The organism is Terribacillus sp. AE2B 122, assembly GCF_902497585.1.
GTDB lineage: Bacteria > Bacillota > Bacilli > Bacillales > Amphibacillaceae > Terribacillus > Terribacillus saccharophilus_A.
Genome location: NZ_LR700945.1, coordinates 47,033 through 65,462 on the forward strand (window position 1 = coordinate 47,033; position 18,430 = coordinate 65,462).

The window sequence follows — 18,430 nt, forward strand, 5'->3', positions numbered from 1 at the left end:
TGTGGTAGATCCGCTTAACTTTTTATCTGAATATTGCAAGAGTGTATATCCTTTGAAATGCGTTGATGGGCGTTATTGTACAGCTTGAAAGCAATCGCAATAATTTCTAATTAGAACTTTTTTTATACTTGATTTAATGCTATAAGATTATTCCAACCTCGACTAATTTCCAGACAGCCTCGAATTCTCCTTTGAAGTCAATCTGTGACCAATTTTCGGCAAAGGAGGGGGCTGAAAAATAAGAAAACGCCACTAGTAACGCTTTTAGTGTGCTGTTGTTTTCAATTCTGCTTGCTTCTTTTAAGCTACTTAATAAATCTGTAAGGTGACGAGCTAAAACTGGTGGATTTCCATCAATATATGTCGTATATAACTTAAACATTTCTGGTTCACGACGATACGATTTATATTTTGATTCACTTAAAATCCAAAACCAATCATGAATGATTTCCTTCGTAGAGGAATAATTTTTAATGTCGAAAGGAAATAGTTTTGTTAGTTCATTATCAAGCCATGAAAGAGCAAGCTCTGTCCATAATTCTTCCTTTCCTGTGAAATATTTATATATTGCTGCATGACTCGTTCCTAATTCTTTGCCAACCTTTGAAAGATTAACTTTTTCCATCCCTTGTTCAGCTACCATACGGTGAGCAGTTTCTAATATAAGTTCTTTACTTAAAGTCTTCATGTATTAATTATACTACATAACTTACAGGTTACAAAAATTGACTTTTGTAACCTATTAGAGTAAGGTTTTATTTAAAGTTACAAAAAATAAAAATTGTAACCAAAAAGGAGAAAGTCTATGAAGCTTTCAAATAATACAATTATTATTACTGGCGGTACTTCAGGAATAGGTCTTGCTTATGCTAAAGAATTGTTAAAACGCGGGAATAAAGTAATTGTAATTGGTCGTAATCAAGAAACAATTGATCGGGTAATGAAAGATTGTAAAGGACTGATTGGTTTACAAGGGGACGTTTCAAGTCTTGACTCAATTCGCAGGATGGCGATATTCATTAAGGAAAACTATCCTGAAGCCAATGTTTTATTTAATTCAGCCGGAATTATGCGTTCTTTTAAATTACTTGATGAAGAAATGAAGCTTGAACAGGTGACAGCGGAAGTTGATATAAATCTTAATGGAACAATGTGGATGACCAAAGCTTTGCTGCCACAACTTTGTGAGCAAGATGAAGCAATGATCGTAACTGTCAGTTCTGGTCTATCATATATAACTTCACCTATTCATCCTGTTTACTCTGCTACGAAAGCAGGAGTTCATATGTATACTGACGCGCTCCGTATTCAGTTAAATAAGTCAGGGAAAAATATTCATGTAATGGAGTTGGTACCGCCGCTTGTTGCGGAAACAAATCTTGAATCGAATGGAACAGAAGCAGAGGGCATGCCAAGTATGTCTTTAGATACACTTGTTAAACATGGCATTAAAGGTATGGAAAAGAATAAGAAGCGTGTAGTTCCAGGTGCTTCGAAATTTCTGCGCTTTGCAGGAAAATACTTCCCTGATTTTCTGTCTAATTCAATGGCGAGAGAAGGGAAAATATAATTAATAGATTTATGATTTTGACACAGACCTTTAATATGGAGGGATTGCTATATTTGGAGACTGATTAATGTGATGTTTAACCAGTATGGAGATCTGGGCATTAGCTGCGAATTTTGATTCATGTCCTAGTTACAGATGATGCAGCAGCTCGTATGCTAGTGAATTCTTGATCAAGGGTGTGCCTAAGTAGGTACACCCTATTTTCTAATGCCTGATCATAACACTCTCGGTATGAAACCTGAAAATATGCAGCAGCTGTTCTGCCATGAAAGGAACAGGTTTATCGAACCCTTTTTGAATCCATTCAACAATCAATCCAATGATGCCATGGATGCGATACGTACAGAACAGTTCAAGGTCTATTTCTGCATCAATTTGACGAAAATAAAAAGCATAGTCTCTCCGGAAAAGGTAATGAAGCTGATCTATCATCTTTTCTTTAAAAAAATTGTCCGAAGTGCCGCCAAGCATTAGCTGGTAGAATGCTTTATTTTCCAGGAAATGATCGAACAGAACAAGGGACTCTGCTGGCAGGCTCCGAAAGTCTACCATTCCTAACTGTTCATATGGTTTTCGGAAAGCGATGGTCATTTCCTCAAGCATATCCTCAGAGAGTTCATCCAGAAGATCTTCTTTCTTTTCATAATGGGTATAGAAAGTTCCCCTGCTGACACCAGCTTCTTCGGTTATCTCAGAAATATGGATTTTATGAAGCGCTCTCTCCGCCAACAGTTTCATTAAAGCTTCTTTTAACGCGTGCTGGGTTCTTTCTACTCGTTTGTCGGGATAGGTGATGCTCACAGGTTTCTCCTCACTTTTATTGAACAGTATGGTCTGTCTTGTTCAAAATAAATTTCTATCTCTATTATCGCATATTGTCGCAGCAAATGGATTCTTCTATAGTGAAAATGTAAGCGTAGAACATAAGGGGGGAATAATCATGACATTTCCAGTTTTAGAAGGTAAAGTAGCAATCGTAACTGGTGCAGCAATGGGGATGGGTCTTGCGACAGCAAAACTATTTGCCGAAGCGAAAGCGAAAGTTGTCGTAGCAGACTTTAATGAAGAAAAAGGTAAAGCAGCAGTCGAAGAGATTGAAGCAGCTGGCGGAACTGCTTTCTTCGTAAAAGTTGATGTATCTGATTCAGCACAAGTAAAACAAATGGTAGAAGAAACAATAGCAAAGTTCGGACGTCTGGATGTTGCGATCAATAACGCAGCCCTCACACCGGATAATGCACCAGCAGCAGAATTCGATGAAGCGTACTGGAACCGTTTGATTTCGGTTGATCTAACAGGTACTGCGCTTTGTATGAAATATGAATTACAGCAAATGATTAAGCAAGGTGAAGGCGGCAGTATCGTTAACATTTCTTCTGTCAGCGGCTTCCGTCCACAGCCTAATAACATCGCATACGTTGTAGCTAAGCATGGCGTTGTAGGTATGACCAAGGTTGCAGCTCTTGAAAACGGTCCGATGAACATTCGTGTAAACACAGTCGCTCCTGGAGCAATTGATACACCGATGCTTAGAGGTTCCCTGGAAGAAACAGGTCAGACTGAAGAAGAATTTGCACCGATGCTAAGCCTTCTTGGCAGATTCGGTCAGCCGGAAGAGATTGCTCAAGCAAGCCTATGGCTAGCATCTGATCAATCTTCTTACGTGACTGGTACGACAATTCATGCTGATGCAGGTTATACAAGCAGATAACGAGTTTAGCACCCATTCCTTGAGTGGGTGCTTTTTAATTTTCATAACCTTTCTTCTTCCTACAGCTGTAAAGTAGTAAGATAATAGTAGAGGAGAACAAAGGGGACGACTTATATGGGGGAACTGCGGAGACGACTGCGTTTTGGTTTACTAGGTCAGATTGTCTTATTGGTGACAATATTGCTTATGATTAGTCTATTATTTGTAAGCACTCTAATCATAAGGAAGGTTGATGAGATAGTCGAGGAAGATGCAGGAAACACTGCGATGGTCGTCGCTAAGCTTGCTGCCAAGGATGACACAATTCTTCAGCATCTGGAGGAGAGGGATAATGACGATGCGATACAGCAGGAGTCGTTAAAGATCCAGCAAAATAGCGGTGCAGATTATGTTGTAATTGCTGATACGAATGGAATCCGAATTTCACATCCAGAACCGGAGAGAATCGGTAAACCAACCAAGACGAGCAATGACCAAGTATTAGAAGAAGGAAAGGAAGTCATATACGAAGGGTATGGTATTTCCGGCTATGCGGTTAAAGCAAAAACACCGATAAGAAATGAATCAGGTGATATCATTGGTGTAGCATCAGTCGGTTTTTTGAAGCAGAACTTAAATGATCAGATACTTTCCTATTTGCAGGAGGTAATCATCTGGTTCCTGCTCATCTTTGCTGTTGGTCTCCTTGGTGCCTATCTTGTGGCGAAACGGGTGAAAAAGCTGATTTATGGATTAGAGCCAGAAGAGATTTCCTTCTTATTTAAAGAGAAGGAGACAACACTGGCATCGATCAAAGATGCTACCATAGCCATTGATCGCAAAGGTTATATTACATCTATTAATCGTAGAGCCCAAGAGATATTTAAGCGTAAATCCGTGCTGGAGGATGCAATCGACCAGAAGAATCTGCGATCTCTTTATCAAGCAGTTTTGGCAGATGGGGAAGGAAGGTATAACAAATATACTTTTGTTGCTGGCGATATTTATATAGTAGATGCTTCTCCCATAAAAGAAGCGGAAGAAACATTGGGAGTCGTCTTTACATTACGTCCTGAAACAGAAGTGATTGACGTATCAGAGACAATTGTAAAAATGAAGCAGCAAGCAGATCAGATGCGTGCTTCTAATCATGAATTTATGAATAAGTTAAATACTTTGTACGGCTTGATTCGCTTACAAGAATATGACAAGGCACTCGTATTCATTTCAGAGGAAGTAGAGGAACAGCAAAGTGTCGTCAATTTGCTGATGGCAAGCATAAAGGAACCGATGATTGCAGCCTGCCTGCTAGGAAAATTCAATCGTGCCAAAGAGCTGAAGGTGTCATTGACGATTGATGAAGGCAGCAGCATGAACATTGACCTGCGACCGGAAGCAACAGAGAAGATTGTGACTATCATAGGAAACTTACTAGAGAATGCCTTTGAGTCCGCTTCGAAGCACCAGGGTACGGAAGGAAAGGTTTTTGTGTCTTTCACAGATCTAGGACAAGAAGTGATAGTCGATATCGAGGACAATGGCAAGCGGCTGTCTGAGAAGGAAAAACAGACAGTATTGGTGGATGGATATTCAACTAAAAAGGAAGCTGGCGATGGGCATGGTATTGGACTGACTATTGTACAGGCAGCACTGGAGAAACTGAATGGAGCTTTGTATTATGGAGATAGCGAAGCAGGAGGAACTCTCGCAACGATTGTTCTCCCGAAAGGAAGCGTGAAAAATGGACCGGATGAACGTTCTGATAGTGGAAGATAATGTAGAAGCATCAATGATATTTCAGAATTACTTGAATCAAATGGAAGGGTATCGACTAATTGGTGTTGCAGAAAATGGAGAACAAGCCAAAAGTCTGCTTCAGGCATTGAAGCCAGACGTGGTACTGCTTGATGTCTATCTTCCTGATACGAATGGTATCGATATCCTTTGGTTCATCCGCCAGAATTACCGCAAGACGGATGTAATTCTGCTGACAGCGGCGAATGATACGGAGACAGTCGGTGAGGCGATGCGTGGAGGCGTGTACAGTTATTTGATTAAACCGGTAGATGGTGATCGCTTCCAGCGTGTGCTTCAGGAATATGCTATCTATAAGAAGGAACTTCAATCTGGCAATGAAATCGGTCAGCAGCAAGTAGATGCTATCTTTCATCCTAATATACATACAGCAGAAGCAGTGGAACAGGAAGTCTATCCAAAAGGAGTAGACCGCCACACCTTGGAATCGGTACGACAGGCAATGAAGGAGCAGCAGAACAGCGAAAAGGCTGAGGAAATAGCAGCGAAGATAGGGGTAAGCCATTCTACAGTTCGCCGCTACTTGGAATATATGGTGTCGAGAAAAGAAGCGGAAGTGGAAGTCACCTATGGAACAGTCGGAAGGCCTGTCCGCAAGTATAAATACCGAGCCGAGAACTCATCCTAATAGCCGTGAGAAAAATAAAAAAAATGCACTTAACGTAAGTAAACTGTGCATTTTGTGAACACAATGTTACACTCCTTTCAATTGAAAGCGCTAACAATTAGCGCTGTTTGAAGGAGGACTTTCTTTTGTTATCTTTATTGGGCTTCTCCATGGTTGCTGTATTTATGTATTTGATAATGTCCAAAAAGCTATCGCCGCTTGTGGCGTTGACGCTTATTCCTATTCTCTTTGGTATAATTGGCGGCTTCACTTCTTCACTCGGGCCGATGATGCTGGAAGGTGTAGAAGGAATTGCGGCCACAGCTATTATGATTCTGTTTGCTATCCTTTACTTCGGAGTCATGATTGATGCAGGACTGTTCGATCCCTTGATCAATCTCATTCTGAAAGTTGTAAAAGGGGATCCGCTCAAAATTGTTGTTGGTACGTCAATTCTTTCTATGATGGTAGCACTTGATGGAGATGGTACAACAACATATATGATCACTGTTTCTGCGTTACTACCGCTCTATAAACGATTAGGAATGAATCGTTTGATTCTTGCAACAGTAGCTATGCTTTCAATGGGTGTAATGAATATCACGCCTTGGGGCGGTGCTTCTGCTATGGCTATGGCTGCTTTGAACCTGGAAGCATCTGAGCTGTTCATACCGATTATTCCTGTTATGGGAGTAGGGCTTGTTTATGCGATAACGGTAGCTTTCATCCTTGGGAGAAAGGAAAGGAAGCGTTTGGGGGTTGTGCAGCTGGATGATCAAACGCATAGAGAAATCAGTGCCGCAGAAGAGGTACCAGCTTATCGCCGTCCGAAGCTTGTTTGGGTGAACTTGCTGCTTACAATAGCGTTGCTTGTTTGCCTGATCATGGACTTCATTTCACTGACGATTTTATTCATGGTTGCTTTTGCCGTCGCTCTGATGATCAACTATCCACGTATGAGTGAGCAGCAGGAGAGAATGGCAGCACATGCGAAAAACGGATTAGCTGTCACGACGATAGTTATTGCTGCAGGTATTTTTACAGGTATCATGTCTGGTACGGAAATGATTGATGCGATGGCGAATACGCTTGTATCGATTATCCCAGAGTTCATGTCTCCTTATCTCGCAGTCATCATTGCCATTATCAGTGCGCCGTTTACTTTCTTTATGTCTAACAATGCATTCTACCTTGGCGTACTGCCGATACTTGCCGAAGCAGCACAAGCGTACGGTGTCAGCAAAGTCGAAATCGGTCGTGCGGCATTGCTCGGCCAGCCAGTTCACGTATTGAGCCCGCTAGTAGCCGCAGCCCATCTACTAATCGGTATGGTAGGCATTCAATTCGGGGAACTGCAGCGCTATGCTATGCTTTGGGCATTCGGATCAACAATTGTGATGACAATCGCGGCTTTGATATTCGGAGTTATCAGCATCGGGTGATAACCTGTGAGCGCGATAGTTGAATAGAGTGAGAACCCTCTGATAGTCTTAAGTTAAAGATAAAATAGGAGGGACTATATATGAGTAAAAAAATCGCAGTTCTAATTACAGATGAATTTGAAGATATCGAATATACAAGTCCGGTAAAAGCATACGAAGAAGCTGGTCACAGTGTTGTAAACGTGGAGTTCGAAGCTGGCAAAGAAGTTAATGGTAAGCACGGTGAGAAAGTGAAAATCGACAAAGCGATTTCCGATGTTGATGCAAGTGAATTCGATGCACTATTGATTCCAGGAGGTTTTTCTCCTGACTTGCTTCGCGGAGATGACCGTCCCGGTGAATTCGCGAAAGCTTTCGTAGAAAATGAAAAACCTGTATTCGCTATCTGCCATGGTCCACAAGTATTGATCGATACAGACTTGCTAAAAGGCAAGGATATTACGGGCTATCGCAGTGTCCGTAAAGACTTGATCAATGCTGGTGCGAATTACAAAGATGAAGAGGTAGTCGTAAGCCATAACATCGTCACAAGCAGAACACCGGATGATTTGGAAGCATTCAACCGCGAATCATTGAATCTGTTGAAATAAGAGGAAAGCGCTAGACCAAGTGGTCTAGCGCTTTTATTTATTCCTTTTCTCCAACAACAGAGAAACGTTCATTAAGATGTGCAGGTTTTTCAATTTCATCCAAGACAGCGATAGCATAGTCAGCGTAGCTGATATAGCTGTTGCCTTGTTTATTCAAAATCATGACCTCACCGCCAGTTTGGTAGCTGCCAGTCCGTTTGCCATCTGCATCGAAGAATCCACCAGGACTGATGTAGGTCCATTGGATACCTTCACTGCTTTCCAGTTCCTTCAGGTTTTCACCCATATTGGTAGCTGTCGGTAAAAAGGCAGCTGGGAAGTCAGGTGTTTCAGATACCCGAGTGGTTTTCTGTTCATCTACGAACAAGCTTCCAGCACCGCCGACAACGAGAAGACGAGTGGAAGGAGCATTCTTTAATGCTTCAATAAGAATCCGACCAGCTTCAATGTGCTGTTTTTCTTGGCCAGGAGCAGTATTGAAGGCGTTAACGATCACATCAAAGTCCTTGATATCGGATGTTTGGATATCAAATATGCCTTTTTCTAGTATGTTAATGTTCTGTTTTACTTTTGCAGCGCTGCGTACAATTGCTGTCACCTCGTGGCCGCGATCCATAGCTTCTTTTGTAATTAAGCTGCCTGCTTTACCTGTAGCTCCGATAATCCCTATTTTCATGGTAACTCCTCCTTGTGCTTATCTTGTAATTAATTTAGTTACATGTAGTATAATAAGTTACAGGTTATAACTTGTCAACACTTTCCTTTTACCCGTTTCATTTTGCGTTATACTATAGAGATAGGAATTCATTTGAAAGTGAGCTGGAAATTATGTCAATAAGCAGCCGTTTTGCTGTTGGTATCCATATACTGACACTTCTAGAGGTGAATAAAGACGAGGTGAATTCGTCTGAGTTCATTGCAGCCAGTGTCAATACGAACCCGGTCGTTATCCGTAAGATCATGGGTATGCTTAAAAAAGCGGAGCTGGTCAATGTACGCCCAGGAGTAGCAGGAGCGGAACTAGCACGTAAGCTTGATGAAATCACACTGCTTGATGTGTACAAAGCAGTGGAAGCAGTCCCGGAAAATGAACTCTTCAGTGTTCATGGAAATCCGAATCCACAATGTACGGTTGGCAGGAATATTCAAGCAGCTGTTCTTCCAATATTCGCTGGAGCACAGGCGGTCATGGAAAAAGCATTGGCGCATGTGACGATTGAGGATATTGTGCAAAGTATAGAAGAGCAAGATAAGCAGATTGAATAAAAAAAGCGCACTGCCGAGGCAGTGCGCTTACTTGTTTTATTGAGCTTTTTCAAGATCAGCAGCAGGGCCGAAGAACTCAAAATGAACTTGTTCTTTACTGATACCAGCGTGGTACAGTGTGGAAATGACGAATTCCATGAAACCAGCTGGACCACAGACATAAACATCGCTATCAGTGTTCACCATATCTTTAAGGATAGTTTCATCGATTCTCTTATCTTCATAATATGTCTGATACGTCAAATTAGGCATTCTTTCTTGAATGCTTTGGATCTGCTTAGTAAAAGCAGCAAACTCTGGAGTGCGTGCAGCTTGCAGGAAGACGACTTCCCGCTTGGAATCTTCTGCTGCAAGAGTCTCAAGCATACTCATGATTGGCGTGATACCAACACCGCCTGCGATAAAAGTAATCGGTTTGTCCGCATTTTTCTCAAGAGTGAAGACACCAGCAGGTGCACTTACTTCTAATTTGTCTCCTTCTTTTACTTGTTCGTGTAAGTAGACGGAAACCTTGCCATCCGGATCATTATCGTCTTCTTTCTTCACAGAAATACGGAACGTATCTGATGAAGGTGTCTTAGATAGACTGTATTGACGGATCATCATGTATTTTTCTCCAGGGATTGATACACGGACGGAAATATACTGACCAGGTTCGAAATCAGGCACGCGTTCAGAGTCAGCAGGTTTCAAGTAAAAGGATGTGATAACATTACTTTCTTGGACTTTCTTTTCGACAACGAAGTCTTTAAAGAATGCCCAGCCGCCTTCTTTCTTTTCATTTTCTTCATACATATTGGCTTCTACACCGATAAAAGCATCTGCGATGACGCCATAAGCTTCTTCCCATGCTTTCAGAATCTGAGGTGTCGCAGCATCTCCTAGAACCATCTTGATTGCTTTAAGCAAGTATTCGCCTACAACTGGATAATGTTCGGATTTTACACCTAAGCTGACATGCTTGTGAGAAATCTGTACGACCGTCGGCAGTATTGCCTCCAGCTTATCGATATGTACCGCAGCTGCATAGACAGCATTGGCAAGTGCAGTTTGCTGTTTGCCTCTTGCCTGGTTTGCATGGTTGAAAATGTTCAGAAGTTCAGGGTGCGCTTTAAACAATTCTTCATAAAAGACAGTAGTAATTTGAGTGCCATGCTCTTCTAGCACAGGTACAGTGCTTTTAATGATGTCGATAGTTTCTTGTGATAGCATTTTGGATTCCTTCTTTCTTTGATCTATCTCTATCATAGAACTAACAGTGGATAAAAGATATATTTTAAATACCACTTTAACAAAAGTGTCACATTCTCTTTATGCCCAATCAGTTATTCTGTTATGCTATAATCCTCAAGAAGAGGAGGATATAACCAAGATGCGATTGACGATGTATACTGACTTTTCCCTAAGAGTCCTTCTTTATTTGGGAACAAAAGAAAAAGACAAGCTGTCGACGATTCAAGAGATTGCGACAGCATATCATATATCCAAAAACCATTTGATGAAAGTAGCACATGAAATGCGCCAGGCAGGTTATATTGAAGCTGTGCGGGGGCGTTCAGGCGGTATTAAACTAGCACGTGATCCAAAAGAGATTAATATCGGAGCGGTTGTGCGGAGGATGGAAGATGATTTTCATCTCGTCGAATGCTTCAATAGAGAGAACAATACATGCCCGATTGCTTCTGTTTGCGGCTTGAGAGGAATATTAGGTAAAGCATTGCATGCATATTTGCAAGTGCTTGATGCGTATACGCTGCAGGATTTATTAGAGAATGAAGCAGATTTGCGAATGCTGCTCCGATGAACAAATTAATTTTGAACTAATATCTTTCTTAAATAAGAACAGCCTCTCCTCAAAAGGAGAGGCTGTTCTTATTTCTTATTTGAAACGATAATAGTGATACCCGTCTGTATTTTCTTGGTGAGAGGCTTTTTGTTCTTCAGACCGCTGCTGGCTGCATTCATCTGGCGGACCAATGATAATAGTCTGGTTGTTGAGCGGACGAAGTGTTTCCTGAAGCTTCGTCTTATCCAGACAATAGGTTTTAGCGAGTACTTCTGCTGGTGTCCTCGCTAAGATATCCGAACCGAAAATATATTCAGGGTATGGCGCATCGAAAATGGCCAGCAGATGTGTTTGATCTTCTACTGCTGTTTCCCAGTGCCACCAGCCTTGAGGGACATTTGCGACTTGACCGCGGGTGATGCGTATATTCTCGACCTTATTCGTAAAAGGATTAATCAGGGAAACTTGAGCTGACCCACTAATGCAGTAGACAAGTTCAGCAGCATTTTGATGGTAATGAGGTTCGACTGTTTTCCCTTTGCTCAAATAGATATCGAGAAGAGACACATTCCCAAGTGTATTCAATACATCCCGGCCGAGCCGGTTTATATAGTTCCGGTTATTCCGTGTGAATAGCCGGTTTTTATTCACATCGCTAAAATACTGGACATTACTCTTGGTGTAGTCCATGTACTCATTTTCTTTCCCCATACCTTCCCCTTCTTTCTGATGAAATGCTTCGGAGTTAGATTATGCAAGAGGCAGGCGTTTGGATTTTACAAAAAAAGGGTTCCGTATTTTTATAAATGCGTGTACGCTGATGAAGTGTGCGGACACACAAAAAACATATCTGTAAATTAAAGTATATATAACTAACTGTCGTAGTACATAAAGGGGTACCACATGAGAAAACGAGGCATAACGATCAAGCTGTTCGCTGTGACAGCTTTATTCTTCTTGGCATTTTACGCTATGATTATGATTTTTCAGCTTGTGTTCTTTGATAGCTTTTACCAGCATTATAAAACGAAAGAAGCTGCTGAGCATCTGCATGCATTGGCAGATGGCTATGAAGAGAATTCCTGGAGTGCAGAGGAGCTGACGAAGCACACGCTGTCTTATATGCAGGAGACGAAAAGTCCTTTGACGATTGTTGATGCAGAAGGATATCAGCTAGTACAAGATCCGTTCCATATTATGCTGCAAACAGAAGATGGGGATGTACTTGAAGTGGCATTATCCTTGTTTGTGACTGATTATGGTACCGACTTGGATGCGTTGAACATCAAAAAGGGAGATACGTTAGAGGTTAATGGAGAATCAGATTTGTCGGTCACTTCGGTCATTTATCCTTCTGTAATCAGTAAGGATGAGGAAAGTGTGGGTGAACATCTGGAAGAGAATGAAATAACTCTCCAAGGAAAAGTAAAAAGTGTTTCACTTCCCCAGGGTGGTATGTCAAATAGAGGGTTAGGCCTTCTTTATGATGCGCTGCTGGAATGGTTCCCGCTTGATGAAAATCTACTGAAGCAGCTTAACAATGGAGAAAGTCTACAGCTGAATTGGGTGGAACCATGGACTGGAAAGCATAATCTAGTACTGATGGATCCAATTGAGAAAGACGGCGAAATACAATATCTCTTCTCTGTCACTTCCTTACAGGAAACCAAAGATACGAATGAAGCACTGCGCGTTTTTTATCTTTATATCGGTATCGCCGGTATTTTACTCATTCTTTTGCTTTCTTTGTTTTACTCACGTCTTGTGAGCAGTCCATTGATCAAACTGAATGAGATGGCTAAAAAAATGGTACATCTGGACTTTTCATCGGTGAAGCCAATCAAGCAAAAAGATGAACTTGGCAGCCTTTCCAATAACATGCTGATTATGGCGCAGAACTTGGATGTAGCACTGGATGATTTGAAACAAGCCAACGAGAAGCTGAAGCAGGATATGGAGAAGCGCAAAAAGATGGAAAAAGCGCAGCGCGAATTCTTTGAGCATGCTTCTCATGAACTGAAGACACCGCTCAGTATCGTCAAAAGCTTTGCAGAAGGGCTACAGGATGGTATCAGCCCAGACAAGCACGATCACTATATTGACGTAATTATTGAGGAATCAGACAAGATGCAAGTACTGATCGGGGATATGCTGGATTTGGCCAAGCTTGAGAACGGAGCTATTAAGCTAAGAAAATCATCATTCCTGCTGAGTGAAATGATAGAAGATCTTTCCGATAAAATGTACTGCATGGCGAAGGATAAACAGGTTTCCATTGAAGTGATGCCGAGGAATGAGATGCCGATTACGGCAGATTATGAGTGGATGGAGCGAGTCATGCGGAATCTGCTTGTTAATGCAGTCCGTCATAGCGAAACAGATTCTGTCATTAGTATCCGTATCGAAACAGACCTGGACACTGCTCGCAGTGTGTTCATGATTGACAACAAAGGTTCTCAAATACCAGAAGAACAGCTGGATAAGATCTGGAATCGTTTTTACCGCACGGAATCCTCCAGAAGCAGATTGACAGGTGGCACAGGATTGGGACTTGCTATTGTGCAGCAAATACTCGATTTGCACCACTACAGCTATGGAGTCGAAAATACGCCAGAAGGAGTCCGTTTCATCGTGCAATTTTATCAGTAATGGGAAAAATTACTTATTTGGACACATGAAGGACATATGAGCTTGTTAATTTATGTATATCAGTTGGAAGGAAGGATTCGCGATGAGAAAGAAAGTGCTGCTTGTCGAGGATGAATTACGTATCCGGGAAGTAGTGGCGGACTATTTCAAAAAGGATGGCTGGGAAGTGCATGAAACAGATAATGGCAGCAGCGCTATTGATTGGTTTGACGCTATTTATCCCGATCTAGTCATTCTGGATATCATGATGCCGAAGATGGATGGCTTTGCTGTTACAAAAGAGGTCCGTGCAAAATCGGGTGTACCAATCATCCTGTTGACAGCCAAGTCCAGTGACGATGATAAAATCCATGGATTTGATCTCGGAGCAGATGATTATGTAACGAAGCCATTTAGTCCGAAAGTGCTGGTTGCACGGGCTAATTCTTTGATGAAGCGGGCAACCGAACATTACTTGCCGAATGGACATATGCTCAGCTTCGGTCATGCCGTGGTCAATACAAAATCACGTCAGCTGGAATTGGATAAACAGCAAGTCGAGTTGACACCGAAGGAATATGATCTCTTGCTGCTCCTGCTGCAGCATAAAAATAACGTCCTTTCACGTGAAACAATTCTGAATCATGTATGGGGCATAGATTTTGAAGGGGATAACCGCGTAGTGGACACGCATATTAAGAAGCTGCGTGCCAAACTTGTGGATGAATCTCATCATATTCGGACTGTTATCGGTACTGGATACAAATTTGAATAGAAGGCAGAGGAAAAAATGAATAAGATCAAGCAGCTGTATGCACATACAGGTGTTCGCTTTGTTGTGCATACCTGTTTCTATTTGGCAATCCTTGTCACCTTGTTCATGCTGTATGGCTTCCATACAGCCAACACAGGTAACTACATATATAACGATTTTTAATTGGAGAAGATATAACAATGAAACTTTTAACAACTATTGCACAGCATGCGGCAGGTAGCCCTGAGCAAACAGCATTCCGTAATGGAGAGGATGCAATCAGCTACAGGATGCTTTGGGAACGATCGGACAGACTGGCAGTTCTTATCCGTAACAGCTGTCAGCTTGAACGGCAGACACCAATTGTTGTGTACGGTCATATGGGAACGGATATGCCGGTATCCTTCCTCGCCTGTGTGAAGGCAGGCTACCCATACATACCTATTGATACATCCATTCCGATGGAGCGGGTGCGTCTAATCGTGGAAAAATCCGGTGCAGGCTTGGTCATCAATACAACGGATTATGACCTTGGGCTTGATAATGTGGCTGGTTTATATACAGCAGCTTTAAAGCTGGAACAAGAAGAGTGTATCAGTCAAAACTTGTGGGTGAAGGAAGATGAGGTATTCTATATCATCTACACATCCGGAAGTACAGGGAATCCAAAAGGTGTACAGGTCACAGCAGCGAACCTGCAGTCTTTTACCGATTGGATGACGAATGACTTTCCGCTCGGACAAGGAAAAGTGTTTTTGAATCAGGCACCATTTTCATTCGATTTGTCTGTAATGGATTTTTATCCAGCATTACAAAGCGGCGGTACCATCCATACGCTGATGAAAGATGTGATCAATAAGCCAAAGCTGCTTTTCGAGAATCTCCGTGGTTCTGATTTACAGATTTGGACTTCCACGCCATCCTTCGTCCAAATGTGCTTTCCGAATCCTGACTTCCACGCGGAGATGCTTCCAGAGCTTGATACCTTCCTTTTCTGTGGAGAAGTACTTCCACTGGCAGTAGCAAAAGAATTGAAGGAACGCTTCCCGGAAGCAAGGATATTCAATACATACGGACCAACAGAAGCAACAGTTGCCGTGACTTCGATTGAAGTTACAGAGGATTTACTGGCAAAAGAGGAAGCATTGCCAGTCGGCCGCCCGAAACCTGATATGCGTATTCTTGTCGTAGACGAAGCCGGTAATCCGCTCCCGGATGGAGAAAAAGGAGAGCTTATCCTCGTAGGGCCGAGCGTGACAAAAGGTTACCTTGGTGAGCCGCTGCTGACAGAAAAAGCATACGGCATTATGTGTGATATGCAAGCTTATCAAACTGGAGATGCTGGTTTTATCAAGGATGGTCTCGTATATTGTCAGGGCAGACTGGATTATCAGATCAAGCTGCATGGCTACCGGATGGAGCTTGAGGAAATCGAATTCCACTTACAGCAATCTGAGTATATTAAATCTGCCATCATCATTCCATATACGCCGAAAGAGGAAATTGAATACTTGATTGCTGCAGTCGTTCCAGAGGAACATGACTTTGAAAAGGAATATCAGCTCACAGCAGCTATTCGGAAAGACCTTGCTTTACGTCTGCCTGCTTATATGATTCCGCGTAAATTTACCTATCAGATGACTATCCCGATGACGATGAACGGGAAAGCGGATCGTAAGAAGATGAAGGAAGAGGTATTCGCATGACCCCGTATAGTTCGTTCCTTTTCTTTATTATTCTAGGCATTCTGCTCCTGCCGACGATGATTCTCGGTATCATGGGCAAGCATTTGCGTTATTACAATGTGTTCGTTTCGATTGCTGTCCTGGCCTTGATTTTTTCTGACGGAGATGAAGGATTTTATTCACTCGTCCTTTTCACCGTTCTGCAGCTGATTCTGATCAAAGGCTATATTTCGTACAGGCAGAAAAAGAATAGCAGTCTAGTATTCTATCTGATGAGTTTCCTATCGATATTGCCTTTGATCCTCTCAAAGATCCTGCCGTTCCTGGCAGTGGATAACTGGGCAAGCTTTCTCGGAATCTCGTATCTGACATTCCGGGCTGTTCAAATCATTATCGAGACGAGAGATGGATTGATCAAGAAGCAGTTATCGATTTATCAGCTGGTCAATTTCATGCTGTTTTACCCGACGATTTCTTCTGGTCCTATTGATAGATTCCGCCGTTTTCAGAAGGATGAAGAGAAGCTATGGGCGCAAGAAGAATACAAGGAGCTGCTTTATAAGGGTATCAATAAGATCTTCCTCGGCTTCCTGTATAAGTTCATTATCGGGTATGCAATCAACACCTATTTCATCATGAATCTCGAACATATAGCAGATGGCAGGTTCAGCTACCACCTGCTGTATATGTACAGCTACAGCCTGTATCTGTTCTTCGACTTTGCTGGCTATACAGCGTTTGCTGTCGGCGTCAGTTATATCATGGGTATCCGTTCGCCGGAGAACTTCAATATGCCGTTCATCAGCCGGAACATCAAGGAATTCTGGAACAGATGGCATATGTCGCTGTCGTTCTGGTTCCGAGACTATGTATTCATGCGTTTTGTCTTCTTGATGAAAAAGAAAAAATGGATACAAAACAAAATGCTCGTGTCGAATCTAGGCTATATCCTCTTATTCCTGTTGATGGGAGTATGGCATGGATTAGCGATTCAGTACATCGTCTATGGTGCTTATCATGCCCTGATGATGACAGCTTTTAATTTCTTTGAGACGTGGAACAAAAAACATAAACGCTGGCCGACCGGCAAAACCATGACAATTGTTTCGATTGTCATCACTTTCCATGTCGTCTGTTTCGGATTCTATCTGTTTTCCGGAAGACCATTTCAATAAAAGGGGAATTTACTAATGGATTTTAAAGAGAAAGTACTACAAGTTATTGCAGAAGTTTGTGAAGATGATGTTGTAAAAGAGGAGAACGATCTTGATATTTTTGAAGCAGGATTGCTGGATTCATTTGCTACAGTGGAGCTGATTGTGCAATTTGAAGAACAGCTTGGCATCAACGTACCGATTACAGAGTTCGACCGTGATACATGGAATACACCGAATGCAATTATTGATCGTCTGAATGAGCTGAAATAATGAAGAAGAAGTATCTATTCGGACCGATTATATTAGCATTGGTCCTGTTCGCTGCGCTCGTTTTTGTGCCGGCTTCCTGGCTGGCCAAACTGGTGCCAGCGGATCGTTTGGAAGAATCAGCAACGAGTCTGGAGCCGAATATGTTTCAGGGGACATACTTACAGAGTGAAATGCTTGCTGATCCGAAGTATGTTCCGATCTACGGGTCCTCCGAGCTGTCACGCTGGGACCCGTTTCATCCATCGAATTACTTCGAAGCAACTGGTGCTGACTTTACGCCTTACTTAGTAGGGAAAGGCGGTACAACATCCATCATTAATGATCTCAACTTTGCTACACATGCAGAAGAGCTGAAGGACAAGCAGATGGTCATCATCGTCTCGCCGCAGTGGTTCGTCAAGCATGGTACAGATGAGCAGCATTTTGCACCGAACTATTCCTCTTTACAGGCATACCAGCTGCCATTCAATAAAGAAATAGATGAACAGGTGAAGCGGGAATTGATGCAAAGGCTGATGTCATATGATGCGGTGAAAAATGACACGATGCTTTATGAGCTGTATGATGCGTACTTGAATGATGAGGAAATCAAGTTCAACCTATTAACCGCACCAGCTAAAGCTTACATATCAATGCTGAAGAAGAAGGACCTATATTACACACTTATCAAGGATGATCCATCGAACCGGCGTCAGTCTGATAAAGTAAAAAACAAGACTTGGGAGGAACTGCAAGCTCAAGCAGATGCGTATGGCGAAAAACGCACAAAGGATTCAAAATTTAATATCGACTATAAGGTCTATAAGCATAAAAAAAATCACATCAAAGAGATGGAAGGCAAAAACAAAGGGCATTCCTATGCGGAATCACCTGAATATGCAGATTTTCAGCTAATGCTCGATATTCTGAAAAAAGCAGATGCCAAACCGCTATTCGTCATCATACCGGTTAATGGAGAGTATTACGATTACACAGGTTTCCCGAAGCAGGGACGGGAAGACTATTATAATCGCATCAAAAAACAAATTGATGATAATGGTTTTACTTATGCCGACTATTCCGACCACGAATATGATCCGCATTTTATGCGTGATACGATTCATATTGGTTGGAAGGGCTGGGTCTACTTAGATGAGGATATAAAGAAATTCATTCAATAAAGAAGATGGT

General features: G+C 42.1%; 20 protein-coding genes. 15 read left to right on the forward strand and 5 right to left on the reverse strand.

Annotated elements, in window-relative coordinates:
• Nucleotides 1–139: 139 nt before the first annotated feature.
• Nucleotides 140–688 (reverse strand): TetR/AcrR family transcriptional regulator, encoded by a 549-nt coding sequence (locus AE2B122_RS11135; RefSeq protein ID WP_175074130.1) that lies wholly within the window; start codon nt 686–688, stop codon nt 140–142.
• Between the two features lie 117 nt (nt 689–805).
• Here AE2B122_RS11135 and AE2B122_RS11140 point away from each other — a divergent pair, with 117 nt between their 5' ends.
• Nucleotides 806–1,570: an SDR family oxidoreductase gene (locus AE2B122_RS11140; RefSeq protein ID WP_175074131.1), complete on the forward strand. Its 765-nt coding sequence runs from the start codon at nt 806–808 to the stop codon at nt 1,568–1,570.
• A gap of 204 nt (nt 1,571–1,774) precedes the next feature.
• Here the strand turns inward: AE2B122_RS11140 and AE2B122_RS11145 are convergent, their stop codons facing one another.
• Entirely contained in the window at nt 1,775–2,371 is a 597-nt protein-coding gene (locus tag AE2B122_RS11145; RefSeq protein WP_175074132.1) for a TetR/AcrR family transcriptional regulator, read from the reverse strand.
• Between the two features lie 139 nt (nt 2,372–2,510).
• On the opposite strand from AE2B122_RS11145, the gene AE2B122_RS11150 reads away from it, so the two are divergent.
• The 5 genes from AE2B122_RS11150 to AE2B122_RS11170 all read left to right on the forward strand — a co-directional run bounded on the left by AE2B122_RS11150 (nt 2,511) and on the right by AE2B122_RS11170 (nt 7,714).
• Entirely contained in the window at nt 2,511–3,281 is a 771-nt protein-coding gene (locus AE2B122_RS11150) for an SDR family NAD(P)-dependent oxidoreductase (protein ID WP_175074133.1), read from the forward strand.
• 114 nt (nt 3,282–3,395) lie between these two features.
• Nucleotides 3,396–5,036 (forward strand): sensor histidine kinase, encoded by a 1,641-nt coding sequence (locus AE2B122_RS11155; protein ID WP_175074134.1) that lies wholly within the window; start codon nt 3,396–3,398, stop codon nt 5,034–5,036.
• Nucleotides 5,002–5,703, forward strand: a complete 702-nt coding sequence (locus tag AE2B122_RS11160) for a response regulator (protein ID WP_095270780.1) — start codon at nt 5,002–5,004, stop codon at nt 5,701–5,703. Before AE2B122_RS11155 ends, AE2B122_RS11160 begins: the two co-directional genes overlap by 35 nt.
• 125 nt (nt 5,704–5,828) lie before the next feature.
• Nucleotides 5,829–7,124, forward strand: a complete 1,296-nt coding sequence (locus tag AE2B122_RS11165; RefSeq protein WP_175074135.1) for a CitMHS family transporter — start codon at nt 5,829–5,831, stop codon at nt 7,122–7,124.
• Between the two features lie 80 nt (nt 7,125–7,204).
• Nucleotides 7,205–7,714 carry a type 1 glutamine amidotransferase domain-containing protein gene (locus AE2B122_RS11170; protein WP_095218879.1) on the forward strand — a complete coding sequence of 170 codons (510 nt, stop codon included), beginning with the start codon at nt 7,205–7,207 and terminating at the stop codon, nt 7,712–7,714.
• Nucleotides 7,715–7,751: 37 nt separating this feature from the next.
• Here the strand turns inward: AE2B122_RS11170 and AE2B122_RS11175 are convergent, their stop codons facing one another.
• Complete coding sequence (locus AE2B122_RS11175) at nt 7,752–8,390, reverse strand: NAD(P)-dependent oxidoreductase (protein WP_095218878.1); 639 nt, start codon at nt 8,388–8,390, stop codon at nt 7,752–7,754.
• Between the two features lie 152 nt (nt 8,391–8,542).
• Here AE2B122_RS11175 and AE2B122_RS11180 point away from each other — a divergent pair, with 152 nt between their 5' ends.
• Entirely contained in the window at nt 8,543–8,980 is a 438-nt protein-coding gene (locus AE2B122_RS11180; RefSeq protein ID WP_095218877.1) for an Rrf2 family transcriptional regulator, read from the forward strand.
• A 36-nt stretch (nt 8,981–9,016) separates the two neighbouring features.
• On the opposite strand, the gene hmpA is transcribed toward AE2B122_RS11180, so the two are convergent.
• Nucleotides 9,017–10,192: an NO-inducible flavohemoprotein gene (gene hmpA / locus AE2B122_RS11185; RefSeq protein ID WP_175074136.1), complete on the reverse strand. Its 1,176-nt coding sequence runs from the start codon at nt 10,190–10,192 to the stop codon at nt 9,017–9,019.
• A gap of 160 nt (nt 10,193–10,352) precedes the next feature.
• Here hmpA and AE2B122_RS11190 point away from each other — a divergent pair, with 160 nt between their 5' ends.
• A complete protein-coding gene (locus tag AE2B122_RS11190) occupies nt 10,353–10,784 on the forward strand; it encodes an Rrf2 family transcriptional regulator (protein WP_095270796.1) in 432 nt (143 codons plus the stop codon).
• Between the two features lie 75 nt (nt 10,785–10,859).
• On the opposite strand, the gene AE2B122_RS11195 is transcribed toward AE2B122_RS11190, so the two are convergent.
• A complete protein-coding gene (locus tag AE2B122_RS11195; protein WP_095218871.1) occupies nt 10,860–11,477 on the reverse strand; it encodes a cupin domain-containing protein in 618 nt (205 codons plus the stop codon).
• A gap of 192 nt (nt 11,478–11,669) precedes the next feature.
• On the opposite strand from AE2B122_RS11195, the gene AE2B122_RS11200 reads away from it, so the two are divergent.
• The 7 genes from AE2B122_RS11200 to dltD all read left to right on the forward strand — a co-directional run bounded on the left by AE2B122_RS11200 (nt 11,670) and on the right by dltD (nt 18,420).
• Complete coding sequence (locus AE2B122_RS11200; protein ID WP_175074137.1) at nt 11,670–13,415, forward strand: cell wall metabolism sensor histidine kinase WalK; 1,746 nt, start codon at nt 11,670–11,672, stop codon at nt 13,413–13,415.
• 82 nt (nt 13,416–13,497) lie between these two features.
• Entirely contained in the window at nt 13,498–14,169 is a 672-nt protein-coding gene (locus tag AE2B122_RS11205) for a response regulator transcription factor (protein ID WP_095270805.1), read from the forward strand.
• A gap of 15 nt (nt 14,170–14,184) precedes the next feature.
• Nucleotides 14,185–14,331 carry a teichoic acid D-Ala incorporation-associated protein DltX gene (locus AE2B122_RS11210; protein WP_038558452.1) on the forward strand — a complete coding sequence of 49 codons (147 nt, stop codon included), beginning with the start codon at nt 14,185–14,187 and terminating at the stop codon, nt 14,329–14,331.
• Nucleotides 14,332–14,348: 17 nt separating this feature from the next.
• Complete coding sequence (gene dltA / locus AE2B122_RS11215) at nt 14,349–15,854, forward strand: D-alanine--poly(phosphoribitol) ligase subunit DltA (RefSeq protein ID WP_175074138.1); 1,506 nt, start codon at nt 14,349–14,351, stop codon at nt 15,852–15,854.
• Complete coding sequence (dltB, locus tag AE2B122_RS11220; RefSeq protein WP_175074139.1) at nt 15,851–17,008, forward strand: D-alanyl-lipoteichoic acid biosynthesis protein DltB; 1,158 nt, start codon at nt 15,851–15,853, stop codon at nt 17,006–17,008. The genes dltA and dltB overlap by 4 nt, the downstream gene beginning before the upstream one ends.
• A gap of 15 nt (nt 17,009–17,023) precedes the next feature.
• A complete protein-coding gene (gene dltC, locus AE2B122_RS11225) occupies nt 17,024–17,260 on the forward strand; it encodes a D-alanine--poly(phosphoribitol) ligase subunit DltC (protein ID WP_095270815.1) in 237 nt (78 codons plus the stop codon).
• Nucleotides 17,260–18,420, forward strand: a complete 1,161-nt coding sequence (dltD, locus tag AE2B122_RS11230; protein WP_175074140.1) for a D-alanyl-lipoteichoic acid biosynthesis protein DltD — start codon at nt 17,260–17,262, stop codon at nt 18,418–18,420. Before dltC ends, dltD begins: the two co-directional genes overlap by 1 nt.
• Nucleotides 18,421–18,430 lie beyond the last annotated feature (10 nt).

What these genes read in the sequence shown, in the direction of transcription:
- dltB (WP_175074139.1), top strand. Translation starts at nt 15,851, where the DNA reads ATGACCCCGTATAGTTCGTTCCTTTTCTTTATTATTCTAGGCATTCTG.
- AE2B122_RS11155 (WP_175074134.1), top strand. Translation starts at nt 3,396, where the DNA reads ATGGGGGAACTGCGGAGACGACTGCGTTTTGGTTTACTAGGTCAGATT.
- AE2B122_RS11150 (WP_175074133.1), top strand. Translation starts at nt 2,511, where the DNA reads ATGACATTTCCAGTTTTAGAAGGTAAAGTAGCAATCGTAACTGGTGCA.
- AE2B122_RS11205 (WP_095270805.1), top strand. Translation starts at nt 13,498, where the DNA reads ATGAGAAAGAAAGTGCTGCTTGTCGAGGATGAATTACGTATCCGGGAA.
- hmpA (WP_175074136.1), bottom strand. Translation starts at nt 10,192, where the DNA reads ATGCTATCACAAGAAACTATCGACATCATTAAAAGCACTGTACCTGTG.
- AE2B122_RS11190 (WP_095270796.1), top strand. Translation starts at nt 10,353, where the DNA reads ATGCGATTGACGATGTATACTGACTTTTCCCTAAGAGTCCTTCTTTAT.
- AE2B122_RS11210 (WP_038558452.1), top strand. Translation starts at nt 14,185, where the DNA reads ATGAATAAGATCAAGCAGCTGTATGCACATACAGGTGTTCGCTTTGTT.
- AE2B122_RS11160 (WP_095270780.1), top strand. Translation starts at nt 5,002, where the DNA reads ATGGACCGGATGAACGTTCTGATAGTGGAAGATAATGTAGAAGCATCA.
- AE2B122_RS11135 (WP_175074130.1), bottom strand. Translation starts at nt 688, where the DNA reads ATGAAGACTTTAAGTAAAGAACTTATATTAGAAACTGCTCACCGTATG.
- dltA (WP_175074138.1), top strand. Translation starts at nt 14,349, where the DNA reads ATGAAACTTTTAACAACTATTGCACAGCATGCGGCAGGTAGCCCTGAG.
- AE2B122_RS11180 (WP_095218877.1), top strand. Translation starts at nt 8,543, where the DNA reads ATGTCAATAAGCAGCCGTTTTGCTGTTGGTATCCATATACTGACACTT.
- AE2B122_RS11200 (WP_175074137.1), top strand. Translation starts at nt 11,670, where the DNA reads ATGAGAAAACGAGGCATAACGATCAAGCTGTTCGCTGTGACAGCTTTA.
- AE2B122_RS11175 (WP_095218878.1), bottom strand. Translation starts at nt 8,390, where the DNA reads ATGAAAATAGGGATTATCGGAGCTACAGGTAAAGCAGGCAGCTTAATT.
- AE2B122_RS11140 (WP_175074131.1), top strand. Translation starts at nt 806, where the DNA reads ATGAAGCTTTCAAATAATACAATTATTATTACTGGCGGTACTTCAGGA.
- AE2B122_RS11170 (WP_095218879.1), top strand. Translation starts at nt 7,205, where the DNA reads ATGAGTAAAAAAATCGCAGTTCTAATTACAGATGAATTTGAAGATATC.
- AE2B122_RS11195 (WP_095218871.1), bottom strand. Translation starts at nt 11,477, where the DNA reads ATGGGGAAAGAAAATGAGTACATGGACTACACCAAGAGTAATGTCCAG.
- dltC (WP_095270815.1), top strand. Translation starts at nt 17,024, where the DNA reads ATGGATTTTAAAGAGAAAGTACTACAAGTTATTGCAGAAGTTTGTGAA.
- dltD (WP_175074140.1), top strand. Translation starts at nt 17,260, where the DNA reads ATGAAGAAGAAGTATCTATTCGGACCGATTATATTAGCATTGGTCCTG.